This is a genomic window from Streptomyces sp. NBC_00258, from assembly GCF_036182465.1.
GTDB lineage: Bacteria > Actinomycetota > Actinomycetes > Streptomycetales > Streptomycetaceae > Streptomyces.
This window is the reverse complement of record NZ_CP108081.1, coordinates 11363536-11381309: the sequence shown is the minus strand read 5'-3', so window position 1 is coordinate 11381309 and position 17774 is coordinate 11363536. Positions and strand designations below refer to the sequence as shown.

Genomic DNA, 17774 nt, shown 5'->3' with positions numbered 1-17774 from the left:
CTCCGGGCCCGCCCAGGAATTTCGATCACAGCGGGCGACGACGAGCGTCACCCCAAGGTCGCTGCCGCCGACAGCGGCGTACCGCGGTCGTGGTACAGGCAGTGACCGCCGCAGGGCGACGCGAAGACCGACCCCCTTGAACGAGCCTGGAGGCCCAAAGCAACACGGAGGTGGACTGTGATCGAGGTGAACAACCTCAGTAAGAGGTACGGCGACAAGCTCGCGGTCGACGCACTGAGCTTCACCGTGCGCCCTGGAGTGGTGACCGGATTTCTCGGGCCCAACGGGGCGGGCAAGTCGACGACGATGCGGATGGTCATGGGACTGGACCGGCCGTCGTCCGGAACCATCCGCGTCAACGGCCGCCCCTACGAGCAGCACAAGGCCCCGCTGCAGGAGATCGGGGCACTGCTGGAGGCGAAGGCGATCCACCCTGGTCGCTCGGCGTACAACCACCTGCTCGCGCTGGCGGCGAGCAACGGCATCGGCAGGCAGCGGGTGCTGGAGGTGATCGACATGGTCGGTCTGACGGAGGTGGCCCGCAAGCGTGCGGGCGGCTTCTCGCTGGGCATGGGACAGCGGCTGGGCATCGCCTCGGCACTGCTCGGCGACCCGCACATCGTCATGCTGGACGAGCCGGTCAACGGCCTCGACCCCGAAGGCGTGCTGTGGATCCGCAACCTCCTGAAGGACCTCGCGGACCAGGGGCGGACCGTCTTCGTCTCCTCCCACCTGATGACCGAGATGGCGTTGATCGCCGAGGACCTCATCGTGATCGGGCGCGGCCGGCTGCTGTCCGCGGGCCCACTCGCCGACTTCATCGCCCAGTCCGCCGGCCGGAGTGTGCGAGTGCAGTCGCCGCAGGCCGCGTCCCTGCGTGACCTTCTGCTGGGGGACGGCGTCTCGGTCAGCAGCAGCCGGCCCGGTGTGCTGGACGTCCAAGGGCTGGAGGCCTCCGAGATCGGCGAACGCGCCGCGGCCGCCGGGCTGGTGCTGCACGAGTTGTTCGTTCAGGAGGCGTCGCTGGAGGAGGCGTTCATGGAACTGACCCGCGACTCCGTCGAATACCACGCCACCACCGCCGAGTTCGCCACCGCCGGAAGGACGAACCGATGAGCACCACCGCCCTCGACACCCAGGACGCACAGGACTCACGGAAGCCGACCGAGACCGCCGGTCGGCACGCGGGCGGTCAGCAGGTCACCTTTCCGCGGGTCGTCCACATGGAATGGATCAAGCTGCGGTCGCTGCGCTCGACGCTCTACACGCTGGCGATCACCGTGGCCCTGGTCATCGGCTTCGGGCTGCTGTTCAGCAGTGTGGTCGGTTCGGGAGACGGCCCGGGAGAGGACGATTTCGGTGACCCGACCTCGATCAGCCTGGGCGGGGTGATGCTCGCCGCGCTGGCCGTCGCGGTGCTCGGGGTTCTGATGAGCGCCGGCGAATACGCCACCGGATCCATCCGCGCCACGCTGGCCGCGGTCCCCTCACGCTTGCCTGTGCTGTGGGGCAAGGTGACCGTCTTCGCCGTGGTGAGCTTCGCGCTCATGCTCGTCGCGGTCCTGGGGGCCTTCCTGGCCGGTCAGTCGGTCATGTCCTCCCGCGGTCTGGAGACCACGGCACTGTCCGATCCAGGGGTGTTCCGGGCGCTTGTCGGCGCGGCGGTCTACCTCACCGGAGCCGGGCTGATCGGACTGGCGGTCGGCGTCCTGCTGCGCAACACCGCCGGAGCGATCACCCTCGTGGTGGGCTCGCTGTTCGTGGTGCCCGGCCTGATCCAGCTGCTGCCCAGCAGCTGGAACGACGCCATCGGGCCGTATCTGCCGTCGAACGCGGCGAACGCGGTCATGACGGTGCGGACGGCCAGTGACTCGCTGTCCCCTGGGTCCGGGCTCGCGGTGTTCGCCGTCTACATCGTCGTGCTCCTGGCCGGCGCGGCCGTACTGTTCAAGCGACGCGACGCGTGATCCCGGTCGCCGCGGTCACGCCGTCAACCCGCTCGTACGCCTTCAGGCGTGAGGACAGACGGCCACATCTGTCCGAAACCGGGGATCTGTACTGAGGATCTGTACTAAGGAACGGTGAAGCCGTGATCGGACCGGCGTCGCTGCAACGGGTGACCGGCGCTCACCCGCGCCTGCTGGATGCCGCCCTCGCCACCCTCGTGGGCGGTGTCGGCCTGTTGCCCCTGCTGTTCGGACGGTGGCCCGACGGCGTACGGCCGTCGGGCGCCGACGCCGTCGCCGCGGCGGCCGCGTTCCTGCTTCTGCTGGCCCGCCGCCGCGCGCCACTGCCCGTCCTGGCGCTGACAGTGCTCGGAGAGGTGACCTTCACCGTCCTCGCGTCGTATCCGTCGCGGGTGCTGAAGATCGCCGCGTTCATCGCGGTCTACACCGTGGCCCGAACGGTCCGCCGGCGGATCGCCTTGATCGCCGTCCTGGGCACGGCCCTCTCCCTGTACGCGGTCATCACCTATGCGACGGATTCGGCCGCCGGGCCTGAGGCCGGTGCCGTGTTGGCCTGGACCGGGATGTTCGCCGCAGTCGGGGCCACCGTACGCACCTGGCACGACTACGCCGCCGCGATGGAGGAGCGAGCGCTGCGGGCCGAGGCGGGCAAGGAAGAAGAGGCGCGCCGCCGGGTCGCCGAGGAGCGGCTGCGCATCGCGCGGGAACTCCACGACGTGATCGCCCACCACATCGCCCTGATCACCATTCAGGCAGGGGTCGCAGGTCACTTCCTGCGAGGCCGGCCCGATCAGGCCGAGGTGGCGCTCGGTCACATCCGTGACGCCGGCCGCACGGTGCTGGACGAACTGGGCCCGCTGCTGCACGTACTGCGCCAGTCCGATGACGAGAAGACGGACGAGACACAACCGACCGAGCCTGTGCCCGGCCTGTCCCGCCTCGGAGGGCTCCTCGAATCGCTGACCGCCGCCGGGCTGAGCGTCCGCCACCGAAATTCCGGCCCTCCGCGCCCGCTGCCGACCGCGATCGACCTGGCCGCCTACCGCGTCATCCAGGAAGGGCTGACCAACGCACACAAGCACGGCGCGACCGCCGCCGAGGCGGAACTGCTCGTCGACTACGGGCACGACGAACTGCACATCCGGATCACCAACCCCCTGGACGTCGGCCCGTACCCGGCGTCGGCCTCCACGGGCACCGGGCACGGGCTGACGGGCATGCGCGAGCGCGCCCACGCGGTCGGCGGCAGCCTCCATGCCGGTGCGGACGCCGATGGCCGTTTCCGTCTCGCTGTGGATCTACCGCTGCCCGCGGCCGGACCGCCGACCGACACTCGCACGTCGGACTGGCCGGGCACGGCCCTGCCGACGACCGCCGCCAACGGGAGGAGGCAGGGATGACCGTCCGCGTTCTGCTCGCCGACGACCAGGCCCTCGTACGCACCAGCTTCCGCATGCTCATCGAGTCGGAGCCGGACCTGGAGGTCGTCGGAGAGGCGGCGACGGGCGAAGAGGCGGTCGCCCTGGCCCGAAGTACCCGTGCCGACGTCGTGCTGATGGACATCCGGATGCCGGACATGGACGGCCTCGCAGCCACCCGAGCCATCTCCGCGGACGAAGACCTCGCGGGCGTCCGGGTGCTGATCCTGACGACCTTCGAAGCCGACGAGCACGTCTTCCACGCGCTGCGCGCCGGGGCCAGCGGGTTCCTCGGCAAAGGCGTGGAACTCTCCTACCTCCTCGACGCCATCCGGCTGGTCGCCCGCGGAGAGGCGCTGCTGTCACCCAGGGCGACCAGGACACTCATCGCCCACTACCTCGCCTCACCCGACAGGACGAGCACTCCGACCCCGGAGCTGACGGCGCTGACCGACCGCGAGCGCCAAGTGCTCCATTTCGTGGCCGCCGGACTCTCCAACGACACCATCGCCGAACAGCTCCACATCTCGCCCTCGACCGCCAAGACCCACGTGAACCGCATCATGACCAAGCTCGGCGTCCGCGACCGCGCCCAACTCGTCGTGATCGCCTACCAGAACGGCTACGCCCACCCCGGCGCATGACCGACCGCACACCATTCGGTGCGCCGGGTACCCGTCGGCTGCGCTGCCTGACAGCGTGCGGGGGTTACGGCACCATCGCCAGGCCGACGTAGCCCGCGGGGAGCATCAGTGTGTTCGGCACAGCCCGTAGACCGCCGCCGCGCCTCGGGGGAGGAGGACACGGCGGCGGCCCCGGTGTCCGACGGTGCGGCGTCGCAGGCCGCCGGACGCTTGGGAGCCCGGGTGGCCGGGTGAGTGCACCGGCCACCCGGGGGCTCAGAGCAGTGCTTCGGCGGTGATGGGCAGTTCGCGGATGCGGCGGCCGCTGGCGTTGAAGACCGCGTTGGCGATGGCGGGCGCCACCCCGACGATGACGATCTCGCCGAGTCCCTTGACGCCGATCGGGTCGGCTTCGTAGTCCTCCCCCTCGACGAAGATCGCCTTCATTTCAGGCATGTCGGCGTGTGTCGGCACGAGGTAGTCGGCGAGGTTGGCGTTGACGATCCTGCCGTCGCGGTGGTCGGTGACCGTGTGCTCCAGAAGGGCATGACCGATACCGCCGGTCATGGCCCCGATGGCCTGACTGTCGGCGAGCCTCGGGTTGATGATCCGGGCGGCGTCGTACACGCCGACCATGCGCCGTACCCGTACCAGGCCGAGGCGGGCGTCGACTGCGACTTCGGCGAACGTCGCGGCGTAGGCGTAGAAGGAGAACTTCTCCGATTCCGGCGCCCCGGCGTACGAGCCCATCGCTTCGAGGTGGGTGCGGTTGTTGCGGGCCAACAGCCGCCGGTACGTCTCCCCGCGGGTGGGCTCGTCCTTCACATACAGCCGGCCGCCTCGTACGACGATGTCGGCGGCGTCGGCTCCGTACAGCGGGGAGTCCTCGTCGTCGACCGCGAGCGTGATCGCCTGCTTGCGCAGCTTGTCGCAGCCGTCCTGGACAGCGGATCCGACACTGGCCATGGTCTGCGACCCGGCGTGGACGGGGGCCGGGGGCATGAGGGAGTCGCCGAGCAGGAAGGTCACCTGACGCATGGTCAGGCCGAGGGCGTCGGCGGCCACCTGACTCATGGACGTGGCCGTGCCGGGACCCATGTCGCTGGTCGCGGACTGCACCAGGGCGGTGCCGTCGGCGTCGAGCCGGACCGAGGCCTGGGCCGCGCTGCGCTGGGTGTCGTAGACGCCGGCGGCCATCCCCATACCGATAAGCCAGTCGCCGTCGCGCACCGAGCGGGGCTCGGGGTTGCGCCGGTGCCAGCCGAACTCGCGGGCGCCCGCGCGGTAGCACTCGCGCAGGCGACGGGTGGAGAAGGGCAGACTGGTGGACTCGTCGTCGGCGGGTTCGTTGCGCAGCCGCAGCTCGATCGGGTCCAGGCCCAGTTCGTGAGCGAGCTCGTCCATCGCCGACTCGACGGGGAAGGCGCCGCTGGCGTAGCCGGGGCCGCGCATGAACCACGGCGTGCTCACGTCCAGCGGGACGTGACGGTAGGCCTGACGGACGTTGGGCGTGCTGTAGAGCATCCGGCCCGGTTCCAGGACGTGTTCGCTGTGCCGTTCGTAGCGGGAGCTCTCGGTGCGGATGTCGTGCGCCGACGCGGTCAGGCGGCCCTGCCGGTTGCCGCCGAGGCTCAGTTCGTACTCGTATGCGGGCCGGAATCCCACGCCGAAGTACAACTGCCTGCGCGTGAGCACGAGTTTCACGGGGCGTTTCACTTCGCGGGCGGCCAGGGCCGCGGTGACGGCGTGCACGTAGGTACGGGCGGCACTGCCGAAGGCCCCGCCGACGAACGGCGAGATGACGCGGACGCTGCCGGGCGCAATGCCGAACTCGCCGGCCAGGGTGCGCACGGCGCCCACCACGTTCTGGGTCTTCTCCCAGACGGTCAGCCGGTCACCGTCCCAGCGTGCGACGGTGGCGTGCGGCTCCATCGGGTTGTGGTGGTTGCGGGCCATCCGGTATGTCAGGTCCAGCCGGACCGGGGCAGATTCCAGGGCTGCGTCGGCGTCGCCGCGCGCATAGGTCTCCGGGTCGTCGTCGGGTTCGGCGACGCTGATGTCCGTCGAGACGGACTCGGCATCGTAGGAGACCCGCACCAGGCTCGCGGCGTGCTGTGCGCTCTCCAGTGTGGTCGCCACCACGACCGCGACGGGCTGTCCGAAGAACCGGACCCGGTCGTCCTGGAAGGGACGCAGCCGCTGGCCCGGTGGGAATCCCCCTTGGACAGGCGGCAGCCTGGGCGCGTTGAGGTGACTGATCACCTTCAGGACGCCGGTCTCGGCTTCGGCGGCGCGGGCATCGATGCCGGTGACACGGCCCCGGCCGACACTGCTCTCGACGAGAACCGCGTGCACGACCCCGTCGGGGCTGTTGTCGGCGGCGTACTTCGCCTTCCCGGTCACCCTCAGCCGTGCGTCGACCCGGGGCTCTGCCGCACCGACGGCTGCCTGCGGCTGCGGGCTCATTTGGTGCCTCCTACGATGCGCAACTCGCGTTCGACAGTGCGTTTGAGCAGCTCGACCTTGAAGCCGTTGTGCGCAAGGGGGCTGGCCCCGACGGCCGCTTGCTGCGCGGCGGCCGCCCACAACGACTCCGAGGGACGCTCACCCACGAGATGCAACTCGACTGCGGGCAGCTTCCACGGCACCGTGCCCACTCCCCCGGCAGCTACCTTCGCCTCCTGGATCACGCCACCGCGCACGTGCAGTGCGACGGCGGCCGACGTGAGCGCGAACTCGTACGACTGCCGGTCGCGCACCTTCAGATAGCCGGACTTCAGAGGGCGCGGAAGCGCCTGGATCTCGACCGCTGTGATCAACTCGCCCTGCCGGAGAGCCTGTTCACGCTGCGGAGTACTGCCCGGCCGCAGCAGGAAGTCGGCGAAGGCGACACGGCGTTCCCCGTCCGGGCCCAGCAGGTGCACGGTCGCCTCCAGTGCCGCGAAGGCCACGGCGGCGTCGGAGGGGTGGGTCGCCACGCAGTCGTCGGAGGTACCGAGGATCGCGTGGGTGCGGTTGAAGCCTTCGAGCGCCGCACAACCCGAGCCGAGGTCGCGCTTGTTGCAGTCGGCGCTCACGTCACGGAAGTACGTGCACCGGGTGCGCTGCATGATGTTGCCGCCGATGGTGGCCATGTTCCGCAGCTGCGCCGACGCGCTCAGTTCCAGCGCCTGGGAGATGACGGGGTACAGAGTGCGCACCTTGGGGTGGGCAGCGGCCTCGGCCATGGAGACCAGGGCGCCGATGCGCAGGCCCCCGCTCTTGGTGCCGGTGACCTCGCGCAGCGGGAGCGCACTGATGTCGACGAGCGTGTCGGGGCGTTCGACGGTCTCCCGCATCAGGTCGACGAGTGTGGTGCCGCCGGCGATGTAACGCCCGCCGCGCCGACCGGCGTTGAGGGCCTCACGCGTGTCCGCGGCCTTGGTGAAGGTGAAGGGATACATGGGGATCAGCCCTTCCGGCCGGCGGCCTGCTCGACCGCCCGCTCGATCTTCACGTAGCAGCCGCAGCGGCACAGGTTGCCGCTCATCCACTCCCGGATCTCCTCGGTGGAGCCGGTGTGCCCCTCCTGGATGCACCCGACGCCGGACACGATCTGCCCCGGCGTGCAGAAACCGCACTGGAAGGCGTCCTGGTCGATGAACGCCTGCTGCAGCGGGTGGAGCCGGTCGCCCTTTGCCAGGCCCTCGATCGTGGTGACCTCGGCGCCTTCCAGACGCACCGCGAGCGTCAGACAGGAGTTGACCCGGCGTCCGTCGACCAGGACCGTGCAGGCGCCGCAGGCCCCGGCGTTGCAGCCCTTCTTCGAACCGGTCAGGTCGAGACGCTCACGCAGCAGGTCGAGGAGCGAGGTGCGGTTGTCGACCGTGAGGGTGCGCCGGACTCCGTTGACCGTCAAGGAGACACGGCTGCCAGGTGGCGCTTCGACGGCGCCCGCTTCCTCGGCGGCGAGCGCGGGCGACCCTGCGACCAGGTCGCCGACCACGGCGGCTCCGCCTACAGCCGTGGTCGTGGCGATGAAGGTACGCCGGGTGGGCGCGGATGGGGACTCGACTGGAGGAGTCTCGGCTTGGACGGGATGTTCGGCGGGCATGTCCACTCTCCCTCAATGGGGTGCGGGTCGATGGGGGCGGTCGGTCGTCGAGGGCTCAGACATGGCCGTGCCGCTCCACGAAGGCGCGCCCGTTGCTCAGGCCGGCTGCTGTTCCCTCGTGCCGGCGAGAAGGGTGGGTGCCACCGCACGGCAGGACCAACAGCCGGACGGGGCAGGCCGTGAAGCGGTGCGCCACGGCCGCGTCGGCCGCACCCGAATCGATGGCCGGGTCGTTCCGCCGGTCCGGCCACAGAGCCACCGGAGTGAAGTCGCGGTCGGCCGCCAAAGGCTGGAAGCAGACGGCACTGCCAGCCGAAGGGCCGTCGGTGATCAGGGTCAGGATCCGGAGCACAGGTACAGCATTAACCTCCTGATGGACATCAAGCAAGCGTTAGCGCATCAAGCATCTTTACACTCACACGACTCTTTGCGCCCATGCAGTTCCGCCACAGGGAGGACGGCCACCCGCCCCCGCCGACAGGCCGTGACTCACTCACCGAGATCACGCCGCGCCGGAGCCCGCACGACGCAGGTCCGACGACGGCAAGGCATCAGGATTGAGCTCGGCGAGCACGCGGAGCAGCAAGGAATGAAACACTGCCCGCTCAGCCGGAGCGAGGACCACGAGCGCTTCTCCGTCGAGTCGCTCCACGACCTCCCGCGCCCGATCGGCGAGCTTCGCGCCGCGGTCGGTGATGGTCAGCTGAACGGTTCTACGGCTCGAAGGGTGGTCGTGGCGAGCCAGAAGGCCGCGGCTCACCAGTGCGTTGACGGCGGCTCCCATGGACTGGGGAGTGATACCGGTCCGACGCGCGATCTCCGCCGCCGAGATGCCCGGCGTCCAGACCACGTGCTGCAGAGCGTTGTGCTGCGCCGCCGTGAGGTCGAGCGAACGCAGCGCTCTCTCAAGACGGGTTCCCATCACATGCACCATCTGCCACGCGAGGTAGCCCATGCGTGTGGACGGATCTGCGTGAGTGCGGCTCATGAGCAGCCCCTGGAATCAATAGTAAGGTACCTTATATTTCCATGATAGAACTATCAGGTACCTTGTAATCACGGATGGAGAGCCCTCTCCCATGCCCACACCACCCACCACTTCCGTCGAACCGCGCCACGCGCCCCATCACCACGCGATGGACAGTGCTCCGGCGCCGCAGGGTGCCACCGGGTTGAAGGCGGTCCTGCTCCCGGTCGTGATCGTGCTGGCCATCGGCTCGATCTTCGTCAGTGTGTTCCTGGCCGCCTTTCACGCCCCGCGGCCGCACGACCTTCCGGTCGGCGTCGTCGGGACGACCCAGCGGCTCGAGCAGATCACCGGAGGGCTGGAGCTCGGGCTGCCCGGCGGATTCGAGGTGAAGCGCTACGCCGACGAGAACGCGGCCCGCCACGCGCTGCAGGACCGGAAGGTGTACGCCGCCTACGTCACCGGCCCCGGAAGGTCCGCCGAGTTGTTCCATGCCGGAGCCAACGGCCCCTCCGTGACCTCGACCGTCACCGGCGCCTTCTCCGGTGTCGCCGAGGCGAACGGCGACCGGCTGACCGTGCGGGACATCGTGTCGGCCTCGGCGGGCGACACCCGCGGCATGTCGGTGTTCTACGCCGGGTTCGGCGTCGTCCTTGCCGGGTTCCTGTTCGGCATGATGACCTACCAGATGGCTCCCCGGCTGGAGTACCGGTGGCGGATGGCCAGTCTGGCCGCCTTCAGCGTCCTCGCCGGCGTCCTGGTGGCGGTGATAGCCGGGAGCCTGGGCTTCGCGGCACTTCCGGGACCCTTCCTGGGCATCGCGGGGGTCATCGCCCTGATGGCCGCGGCCGTCGGCAGCGCGACCATGGCGTTCATGCGCCTCTTCGGCCGGGCCGGGATGTCGCTGGCCGCCGTGGTCCTGTTCACCTTCGGCAACAGCACGAGTGGCGGCACACTGCCCACCGCCTACCTGCCCGACTGGCTTCATCCGTTCTCGGAGATCCTCCCGGTGGGAGTCGGCGTGCGAGCCGTCCAGGGCCTGTCCCACTTCGGCAACGACGGGCTCACCGCCGGCATCGTCGTCCTGGTGACATGGATCCTGGTTGCCGCCGCGCTGCTCTTCTGGCGTGATGCCCTCGGATCACGCCGTGCAGCAGTCGACTGACCCGGGCCGTACGCCGCGTTCTCGTAGACTGCGGCCGTGACCGATGCGGCGTTCCCCACCACCGGATATCTCGCCTGGCAGTTCTCCCAGATCATCGCCGGACGACTGGAACGGGCGCTGCGCGCGGAGGACCTCACGTTGGCGCAGCACAATGCTCTGCAGCAAGTCATCTGGACGCCGGGAGTGTCCGCCGCGGAGATCGCGCGCCGCTCCGGCATCACGGCCCAGTCCATGGGGGCCGCGGTGAGCGGGCTCGTCGAGCGAGGACTGCTGCGGCGTGAACCGCATCCGACCAGCCGCCGCAGCATGTGCCTGTTCGCGACTGCCGAGGGAAACGAGACGGCCGCTCGTGCGGCGTCGATCGCCCGTCGGATCGAATCGGAGACGACCTCGCCGCTCTCCCCTGACGACAAGGACGCCATTCACCGGCTGCTCCACCGCTTGGTCGAGGAACTGAACCCCGACGCACTTGCCGTCGACAGCCGATCGTTGAACTAGCCCCGGACAGCGGAAAGACGCGGGACACAGGTCACCAGGCACAGGTGAGCGCCGCTCTGGAGACGCAGTCCCGACGCGGACCGAGCGACGTGCATCGACGCACCGCGAGCAAAGGATCGGGATGCCATGAGCAGTGCCGAGAGCCGTCCGCCGTCGTACGGATCCACCCGCGGTCGTCCCCGCAGCGAAGCCGTGGAACAGGCCATCCTGGAGGGGGTGATGAAGCTCCTGGAGGACGGCGTTCCGCTGGCTGATGTCTCCATCGAACGCATCGCTCGCTCCGCCGACGTCGGCAAGGCCGCCATCTACCGGCGCTGGAGCGACAAGGAGGATCTGTTCGTCGACGTGATGCGCGCCGCCGAGCCCGCGGAGCCCGAGCTCCCCGGCACCTCCATGCACGACGACCTGGTCGTTCTGCTGGAGTCGCTGCGCCAACGCGCCCTGGTCAGCGGCTTGTCGGCGATCCTCCACAACGCGCACGCCCAGATGAGGAGCAGCCCGAAACTATGGGCCGCCTACCATTCCGGCGTGATCACTCCCCGACGCGATCTCGGCCTGGAGATCCTCCGCCGAGGCCGGACGAACGGGGAACTACGTACGGACGTCGACCTGGAGCTGGCTGTCGAAATGTTCGTCGGTCCCCTGCTCACCCGCGCGTTCATACGCCACGACCCCGACCTCCCGGACGGACTGGCCGAACAGATCGTCGACACCGTCCTCCACGGCCTACGGCCCGTCAGCTCCCCGAGCGCTTGACCAGGCGGGGCAGCAGGCGGTGGGCGTTGGCGGTGGTCAGGGACTGCCATCGGCGGCCCCGGTCAGCGCCCCGTTGTCCAGCGTCCAGTCCGGACCGTAGAGCACTGGGCGCGGGGCGAGATGACGTCACCCACACCGGAGACGGTCAGCCCGAGCAACGGCCACGTGAGTGTCCGGGCAGTCGCTATGTGCACGGCGATCGCTCCGCCGATCGAATGGCCGAGCAGCACGACGCCGGGGCGTCCGTCGCCCAGCTGCTGCCAGGCATCGGCGATCGCTTCGGCGATGATGACAGCGGCCTCGGCGAACGACGGTTGCCGGCGAGCGGACTCCTCGTCGGCGGGATGGCCGGGGCGCGTGAGCGCGAGGGCCGGGAAGCCCGCGGCAGCTGCCCGGCTGAGCAGTGAGGAACCGGGCGCGTCGAAGTAGCGGCTGTCGTAACCGCCACCGTGCAGGCCCACGAGGAGCGGGGTGTCCTTTCGTTCCGCTGTGGTCCAACGTCCGTCAAGCGGCATCCCTCGGCCGAATTGGCCCTTCTTCGAAACAGACACGTGTCAGCGTCTCCTTCTTCGCTGGTGACGGTGGCGATTTTCCACTTCAGGTTGACGTCGTCAGACGATCGAACTTCCTTTGAGATCTCCGCTGAGTGGCCGGAGGCGGACGACGGCGCCTCGGCGGGATCCAGGTGATCGCTCCGGCACATGCCGTCGGAACGGCCCGCCCGTTCTTCCGGCGGGCCGTCACGGATTGCGGGTGATCCTGGGCACGATGCGGGGTCTCAGGGGACGTCGAACGCGGCGGCCGCTTCCGCGAAGGACGCCGGTTCGCGGCCGAGCAGCATCCGCAGGACGTTGCTGTTGCCGTGCAGGCCGTGCCGGTCGTAGTCCTGCCACATGGCACGCATGTCGGGGCCCCGGGACGGATCGTCCTCCACCCCTGGCGGGAGCGGCGCCTTTGCCCAGTCGATTGTCCGCGCCTCGAGCTCCACGCCTCGGGCACGTCCCGCGATGCGCAGGGCCTCGGCCGGCGTGGTGGTGGGTCCCGCCAGCTCGTAGGTCGCCGAGTCGTGGCCCTGCTCGGACAGCACCTTGACGCCGACTTCCGCGAGCTCACGCAGGTCGATGAAGGAGAACCGGTGATCGACGTCGAACGGCACGTCGACCTGCCCGGCGGGAGCCCTCCCCCACGTCGACAGGACGATCTGGGCGAACATCGAGGGCTGGAGGATCGTCCAGTCCAGGTCCGAACCCCGCACAGCGGCCTCGGCGTTGGCCTTGCGCAGGTGGTGACGGAGCCCGGGGGTGTGCGGGTGGAGGACGGACAGGTACACGAACCGTCGCGCGCCCGCGTTCTCGGCCGCCTCCAGCGCCCTGATCGCGAAGACGTCCTCCTCCGGGTGGAACGCCGGCGGGATCATGAACACGGAGTCGACGTCCTTCACCGCCCGGCGGACGGAGTCGGGCTCCGCGAGATCGGCCTCGACGATCTCGTCGGCGCCCAGGGCGGCCACCCGTTCACGGCCCGCCGGCCCGTGCACGACCGCACGGACCCTGAACGAAGCTCGCCGCGCCGCCTCCAACACATACCTGCCACAGAGTCCGGCCGCCCCGATCACCGCGAGCAGGGGCGGCTCTTCGCTGTGTACGGCTTCCGTTTCGGACACTTTCCGGTTTCCTCTCGCTGGATCCTCGATGGCTTCGCGGCACACGATGACGGACTCGTGCCCAGGATCAGGGATTGATCACGGGCATCCACATGGGTTCGTCGCGGCGTTGGACGGCGTCGACGGCCCCCATCACTTCGCTGAGCGGGAACCGATGGGTGATGAGCTCGTCTGCGGTGAGGGCACCGGTCTCCAGCAGGCGCAGGACTTCCAGCGCGTCGTTGCGGGTACAGGCGCGGGTCCCGACGAACCGCCACATGTTCATCATGAGTGCCATCGGTGACTGCTGCAGCGGCGTCATGTTGCCTCCCATGTGCACCAGTGCGCCGCCGGTCGCGACCCCGGCCATGGCCTGACCTGTGACCGGCCCGTCGGGAACGTAGTCGAGGACCGCGTGTGCTCCGCCGGGTGCCAGTTCACGCAGCCGGCCGGCGAGCGCGCCGGTGGCCGCCCAGTCGTCGGGGAGTTCGTCCAGGGCGACGACGCTGGTCGGGATGCCACCGGCCAGCCCGGCGACGGCCTTGAGCCGGTCTCTGTGGCGGCCGACGAGGATGAGGTCGGCGACACCGAAGTGCTTCGCGAGCTTGACCGTCGCGGTGCCCATGGCACCGGTCGCGGCGGTGACGACGACGGTGGATCCCATCGGCAGCTCGGCCCACTTGAGCGCGCGTACCGCGTTGCCCATGGTGAGAACCTTGGCGGCGACGTCGAAGCCGACGGATTCCGGCAGCGGGTCGACCAGCCAGTACGGGATGCGTACGTATTCGGCGAGCACGCCGTTGTGGTACTCGTCGTAGAGGGGCATCGAGGAGTCGTTGAAGGCGGCGTAGCCCATCATGGACTGCTGCGGGCACATCATGTCGCGGTCGGTACGGCAGTAGATGCAGGTGCGGCAGTTCAGGAGGGTGTGCGCCCTGACCCGGTCACCGACGCGGACGCCGGTGGCGTCGTTGCCGACGGCGGCGATGGTGCCGGCGGCCTCGAAGCCGAGGGTGGTCGGCAGATGCTTGAACGCGCCCATTTTGAGCAGGCGCATGATCCCCGGGGCCAGGCCGGCGGAGGCGACCCGCACGACGACGTCCATCGGACCGGGCTCGGGAACGGGGATGTCCTCCAGGACCAGGGTGCTGGCGTCACGATGGGCGCGCAGGGCAAGCATCGTGGTCATGAGCGGACCTCCGCGGTGAGGGCCGCGAGCCGTTCGGGCGAGTACTGGTCGGCGGTACGGGAGGTCTTGGCGACCTGCGGAACCTCGCTGCGCGAGAGCAGGCTGACATAGTCACCCGCCTCGGTCGCGACACTGGCGTACGAGATCCCGAGCGGGATGCGCACGAAGTCGCCGGGCTCGAGGTCGACCAGGCCGTGCTGGGTGATCAGGGTGCGGTGGCCGTTGGCCTGGTACTGGATCTCGTCGGCGTCGAGGGTGCGGCGGTAGCGGCGTTCACCGCCGGGCACGATGTTGACGAGGCCGATGCGGACGCGGTCGGTGCCGTACAGCCAGGTGGTGTCCTGGGAACGTTCGGGGCGCAGTACCTGCAGCCGGCGGTCGTCATTGTGAACATGTTCGAGCAGCTGCTGTTCGTCGACCCCGAAGATGGTGATGTCGCGACCGGGTGTGCCCAGGTTCCAGCTGACGGCTTCGTTGGCCGGGGCGGGCTGCCAGCCGGGAAAGGGAGGGAACACCGCCTGGGACTCACGCTGGGCCGGCACCAGCTCGGCGACCGGCGCGGGGATGTAGAACAGCAGGTGGCTTGCGGCGCGGCCGTAGTTGTCGTGGGCCACGCCCCGGGGGATGCGGGAGAACTCGCCGGGCCGGTGCTCGACCACGCCGAGTTCGGTCATCAGGGTGCGCTCGCCGGCGATCTGGTAGGAGAGCTCGTCCACGTCGCAGTTGCGGTGATAGAAGGGCTGCCGGCCGTCCATCTTCTGCCACTCGACGCGGAGTTCGTCGTTCTCGTACACACCGCGCGGCGGGGCGAACGCCTCTGCCTGGTACTCCTGCGGGTAATGCACCACCGTCAGTGGCGGCTGCTCGTCCCACAGTTTCATGGGCACCTTGGACGGATGCGGCGGCGCCAGCAGCAGGTGCTCGTCGCGGACGACGCTCTGCAGCGGCTGGTCCGATGCCATGACCATGAGGTCCTCTTTGACACTCACGGCAACCTCCTCATTCGGGGTGGCGTCGCTCAATGCGGCTCAGGTTGTCAGCCGATCCCGCTGCCGGAACTCGGCAGGATCGGGGTCTCTTCGGAACGATTTCGGTGCTGCCGGCGCTGTTACTTCTTTCGACCCCAGAACATCTCGATTCCGCGCCATTCCAGCAACTGCGGACTGTCGACGGTGTCCCCGAATGCTTCGCGGACCTCCTCGCCGGACCAGTAGGGAATGTCTTCCACGGAGACCTGCTGAAACAGCTTGTCGAACCATTGCCGGAGATGGACGTCGGAGTTGATGCGCGCGGTGAACGTCGGCCCCTTCAGAACCGACTCGGCCAGCACGATGCGGCGGCCCGGCTTCATCACGCGCAGCAGGTCCCTGGCCGCCTCTTCCCAGTCGTCGCAGTGCTGGGTCGCCTGGAGCACCGCGACGCAGTCGTACTGCTCGTCGGCCTTCGAGTCGGCGTAGTCCCAGCGCCAGCAGCCGGTCTGGCCGTTCCGCCCGGGGAGCTTGCCCAGGACCGCCTTCCGGCCCTCGTGGATGATCTCCACCTCATCGACGACGCCGTCCGGTCCCACGATCTCCCGCATGTCTTCCACCCACCCCGCGGGGGCGATGCCCTCGCCGATGAGCAGGACCTTGTCTCCGGCGCGGAGTTCGAGGAGGCCATAGACGATTTCGGAGATCGGCCGGGCCAGTTCCCTCCAGATGTAGGGCAGCCCGCCGGCGATCGACACGGCGGTTCCCCACTTGTTCTGCAGGGTGCTGTCGTGGACTTCCTTCCCGAAAATCTCCTCGTCCCACGGCTGAATGTGGTCCCACGGGTTTCCGCCGCCGAAACTGCTCTTGGGATCGCTGGTCACCTGATTGCCTCCTACGACTGGGCCCTCGCACCTGCGATGGCCGCCAGAATTGACTTTTGCCGACTTCCAGGACGCCACGGCTCCGGCATCCTCAGGACGGCCTCCGCGCGTCAGGCGCAGGTGTTCGCGAGGGTGCCGATGCCCTCGATCTCGATCCGGACCTCGTCCCCGGACCGCAGGAACAGGCCTCGTTTGTGCCCCACTCCGGCCGGGGTTCCGGTGGCTATCACGTCGCCGGGTTCGAGGGTCGTCTGCCGCGACAGGTACGAGACGAGCGCGGGAACCGGGTGGATGAGCTGGGAGGTACGCGCGTCCTGGCGGAGCTCGCCTGCGACCCAGGTGCGCAGGTGCAGGTCATCAGGATCGGCGAACTCGTCGAGCGTGGCCAGGGCGGGGCCCATGGGGGTGAAGGTGTCGAAGCTCTTGGCCGCGGTGACGTTGGCGGCCCGGCCGGGAACGCGTCCCTTCTGGACATCGCGCGCGCTGACGTCGTTGCAGATCGTGAAGCCGGCGACGAACGAGTACGCGTCCGCCTCCGGCACGTCGGTCGCGCGCCTGCCGATGACGACCGCGAGTTCGCCTTCGTAGTCGACCTCGTCCGGGGCCGCCTTCGGGAGGCGGATCCGCTCTCCCGTGCCGATCACCGAGGACGGGGCCTTCAGGAAGATGACCGGATCCTCCGCCGTGCCGGCGTACCCCACCTCCGTGCGGTGACCGGCGTAGGCGTAACCCACCGCCCAGATCTTGGAGGGCCTGGGGACGGGCGCGACGAGCTGGGCCTGGGCCAGGGGTACCCGGTCGCGGACCACGGCCGTGGCGATGGACGCGATGTCGAGGCCGGACTGCAGGGCGGCACCGAGGTCGGTCGCGTCGAGGTCGAGGAGGGCCACGGTCTCGCCGTCGTCCTCCATCCTGCCGATCCCCTTGGCCGTGCTGACGAGCCTGGTCACAGGGCCACCGCCTGGTTGTCCAGGCGCAGCAGCTCGTCCTGGGGGTCACCGGCGCGGTAGCGGGCGACGAAGCGGTCGGGGTTGAGCTCCAGGCCGGAGGGGTTCGCCGCGAAGGCGGGGCCGGACATGAAGGCCACCTCCTCCTCGGTGGTGGCGAAGTTGGCGCAGGAGAACTCGACGATGTTCCTGTCCGGGTCGCGGTAGTAGAAGCTGGTGGCCTGGCCGTGGTTGGCGGCACGGTGTGGGCGCGCACCGATGGACGCCATGTGCTCGAACTGGGTGACCAGTTCACCGAGCGAGCCGGCACCGAACTGGAAGTGATGCAGGCCCGGCCCGGAGGCATCGGTCCCGATCAGGCTGTCGATGCCGAACAGCGCGAGGACCTGGCTGCTGTGCGGGGCGTCGTGCACGCGGAAGAAGCCCAGTCGGACATCGACCGCTCGCTCGGGCATCCCCGCGGGACGCGGCGGGGCGTCGGGCTCGGGGGTCCGCTCGTAGAACGGTCCGTGTCCCAGTACGTGTGTGTAGAAGGCGGCCATGTCGTCGTAGCGGCCGGTCTTGAGCACGACTTCGGCTATCTGCAGCGCGACGGCTTGTGTCTCGGTGGCCGCGGGGGCGGCAGCGCTCTGGGGGGTGGTCGTCATCGTGAGGGAC

At 69.3% G+C, this 17774-nt stretch carries 19 protein-coding genes; 7 read left to right on the top strand and 12 right to left on the bottom strand.

Annotation, left to right across the window (positions count from 1 at the left end; all coding sequences use genetic code 11):
• Window positions 1–177: 177 nt before the first annotated feature.
• From OG718_RS50470 to OG718_RS50455, 4 genes are all read left to right on the top strand, one after another.
• On the top strand, window positions 178–1116 hold the full coding sequence (locus tag OG718_RS50470) for an ABC transporter ATP-binding protein (protein WP_143643119.1): 939 nt from the start codon (window positions 178–180) through the stop codon (window positions 1114–1116).
• Complete coding sequence (locus OG718_RS50465; protein WP_328847424.1) at window positions 1113–1967, top strand: ABC transporter permease subunit; 855 nt, start codon at window positions 1113–1115, stop codon at window positions 1965–1967. The genes OG718_RS50470 and OG718_RS50465 overlap by 4 nt, the downstream gene beginning before the upstream one ends.
• A 122-nt stretch (window positions 1968–2089) precedes the next feature.
• The gene (locus tag OG718_RS50460) at window positions 2090–3367 is read left to right on the top strand and encodes a sensor histidine kinase (RefSeq protein ID WP_143643117.1); all 1278 of its coding nucleotides are present in this window, start codon (window positions 2090–2092) and stop codon (window positions 3365–3367) included.
• Window positions 3364–4029, top strand: a complete 666-nt coding sequence (locus tag OG718_RS50455; protein ID WP_143643116.1) for a response regulator — start codon at window positions 3364–3366, stop codon at window positions 4027–4029. The genes OG718_RS50460 and OG718_RS50455 overlap by 4 nt, the downstream gene beginning before the upstream one ends.
• Window positions 4030–4284: 255 nt before the next feature.
• Here OG718_RS50455 and OG718_RS50450 read toward each other — a convergent pair whose 3' ends face one another.
• The 5 genes from OG718_RS50450 to OG718_RS50430 all read right to left on the bottom strand — a co-directional run bounded on the left by OG718_RS50450 (window position 4285) and on the right by OG718_RS50430 (window position 9089).
• Window positions 4285–6474 carry a xanthine dehydrogenase family protein molybdopterin-binding subunit gene (locus OG718_RS50450; protein WP_328847423.1) on the bottom strand — a complete coding sequence of 730 codons (2190 nt, stop codon included), beginning with the start codon at window positions 6472–6474 and terminating at the stop codon, window positions 4285–4287.
• Window positions 6471–7451, bottom strand: a complete 981-nt coding sequence (locus tag OG718_RS50445; RefSeq protein ID WP_328847422.1) for an FAD binding domain-containing protein — start codon at window positions 7449–7451, stop codon at window positions 6471–6473. Before OG718_RS50445 ends, OG718_RS50450 begins: the two co-directional genes overlap by 4 nt.
• Before the next feature lie 5 nt (window positions 7452–7456).
• Window positions 7457–8101, bottom strand: a complete 645-nt coding sequence (locus OG718_RS50440) for a (2Fe-2S)-binding protein (protein WP_143643113.1) — start codon at window positions 8099–8101, stop codon at window positions 7457–7459.
• Between the two features lie 55 nt (window positions 8102–8156).
• A complete protein-coding gene (locus OG718_RS50435) occupies window positions 8157–8453 on the bottom strand; it encodes a hypothetical protein (RefSeq protein ID WP_328847421.1) in 297 nt (98 codons plus the stop codon).
• Window positions 8454–8603: 150 nt separating this feature from the next.
• Window positions 8604–9089, bottom strand: coding sequence for a MarR family winged helix-turn-helix transcriptional regulator (locus OG718_RS50430; RefSeq protein ID WP_328847420.1), 486 nt, complete (start codon window positions 9087–9089; stop codon window positions 8604–8606).
• Between the two features lie 91 nt (window positions 9090–9180).
• On the opposite strand from OG718_RS50430, the gene OG718_RS50425 reads away from it, so the two are divergent.
• The 3 genes from OG718_RS50425 to OG718_RS50415 all read left to right on the top strand — a co-directional run bounded on the left by OG718_RS50425 (window position 9181) and on the right by OG718_RS50415 (window position 11487).
• Window positions 9181–10233, top strand: a complete 1053-nt coding sequence (locus tag OG718_RS50425; protein WP_328847419.1) for an ABC transporter permease — start codon at window positions 9181–9183, stop codon at window positions 10231–10233.
• Window positions 10234–10269: 36 nt separating this feature from the next.
• On the top strand, window positions 10270–10731 hold the full coding sequence (locus OG718_RS50420) for a MarR family winged helix-turn-helix transcriptional regulator (RefSeq protein WP_328847418.1): 462 nt from the start codon (window positions 10270–10272) through the stop codon (window positions 10729–10731).
• A gap of 126 nt (window positions 10732–10857) precedes the next feature.
• On the top strand, window positions 10858–11487 hold the full coding sequence (locus OG718_RS50415; RefSeq protein WP_328847417.1) for a TetR/AcrR family transcriptional regulator: 630 nt from the start codon (window positions 10858–10860) through the stop codon (window positions 11485–11487).
• Between the two features lie 62 nt (window positions 11488–11549).
• Here the strand turns inward: OG718_RS50415 and OG718_RS50410 are convergent, their stop codons facing one another.
• The 7 genes from OG718_RS50410 to OG718_RS50380 form a co-directional block, all read right to left on the bottom strand.
• Window positions 11550–12038, bottom strand: coding sequence for an alpha/beta fold hydrolase (locus OG718_RS50410; protein ID WP_143643107.1), 489 nt, complete (start codon window positions 12036–12038; stop codon window positions 11550–11552).
• A 227-nt stretch (window positions 12039–12265) separates the two neighbouring features.
• Window positions 12266–13150 carry an SDR family oxidoreductase gene (locus OG718_RS50405; protein WP_328847416.1) on the bottom strand — a complete coding sequence of 295 codons (885 nt, stop codon included), beginning with the start codon at window positions 13148–13150 and terminating at the stop codon, window positions 12266–12268.
• Window positions 13151–13217: 67 nt separating this feature from the next.
• Window positions 13218–14318 (bottom strand): zinc-dependent alcohol dehydrogenase, encoded by a 1101-nt coding sequence (locus OG718_RS50400; protein WP_328847415.1) that lies wholly within the window; start codon window positions 14316–14318, stop codon window positions 13218–13220.
• Window positions 14315–15307, bottom strand: a complete 993-nt coding sequence (locus tag OG718_RS50395) for a hypothetical protein (RefSeq protein ID WP_186001449.1) — start codon at window positions 15305–15307, stop codon at window positions 14315–14317. The genes OG718_RS50400 and OG718_RS50395 overlap by 4 nt, the downstream gene beginning before the upstream one ends.
• Before the next feature lie 119 nt (window positions 15308–15426).
• Window positions 15427–16170, bottom strand: a complete 744-nt coding sequence (locus OG718_RS50390) for a methyltransferase domain-containing protein (protein WP_189845601.1) — start codon at window positions 16168–16170, stop codon at window positions 15427–15429.
• A gap of 110 nt (window positions 16171–16280) precedes the next feature.
• Window positions 16281–17120: a fumarylacetoacetate hydrolase family protein gene (locus OG718_RS50385; protein ID WP_328847414.1), complete on the bottom strand. Its 840-nt coding sequence runs from the start codon at window positions 17118–17120 to the stop codon at window positions 16281–16283.
• On the bottom strand, window positions 17117–17764 hold the full coding sequence (locus tag OG718_RS50380) for a VOC family protein (protein WP_328847413.1): 648 nt from the start codon (window positions 17762–17764) through the stop codon (window positions 17117–17119). The genes OG718_RS50385 and OG718_RS50380 overlap by 4 nt, the downstream gene beginning before the upstream one ends.
• Window positions 17765–17774 lie beyond the last annotated feature (10 nt).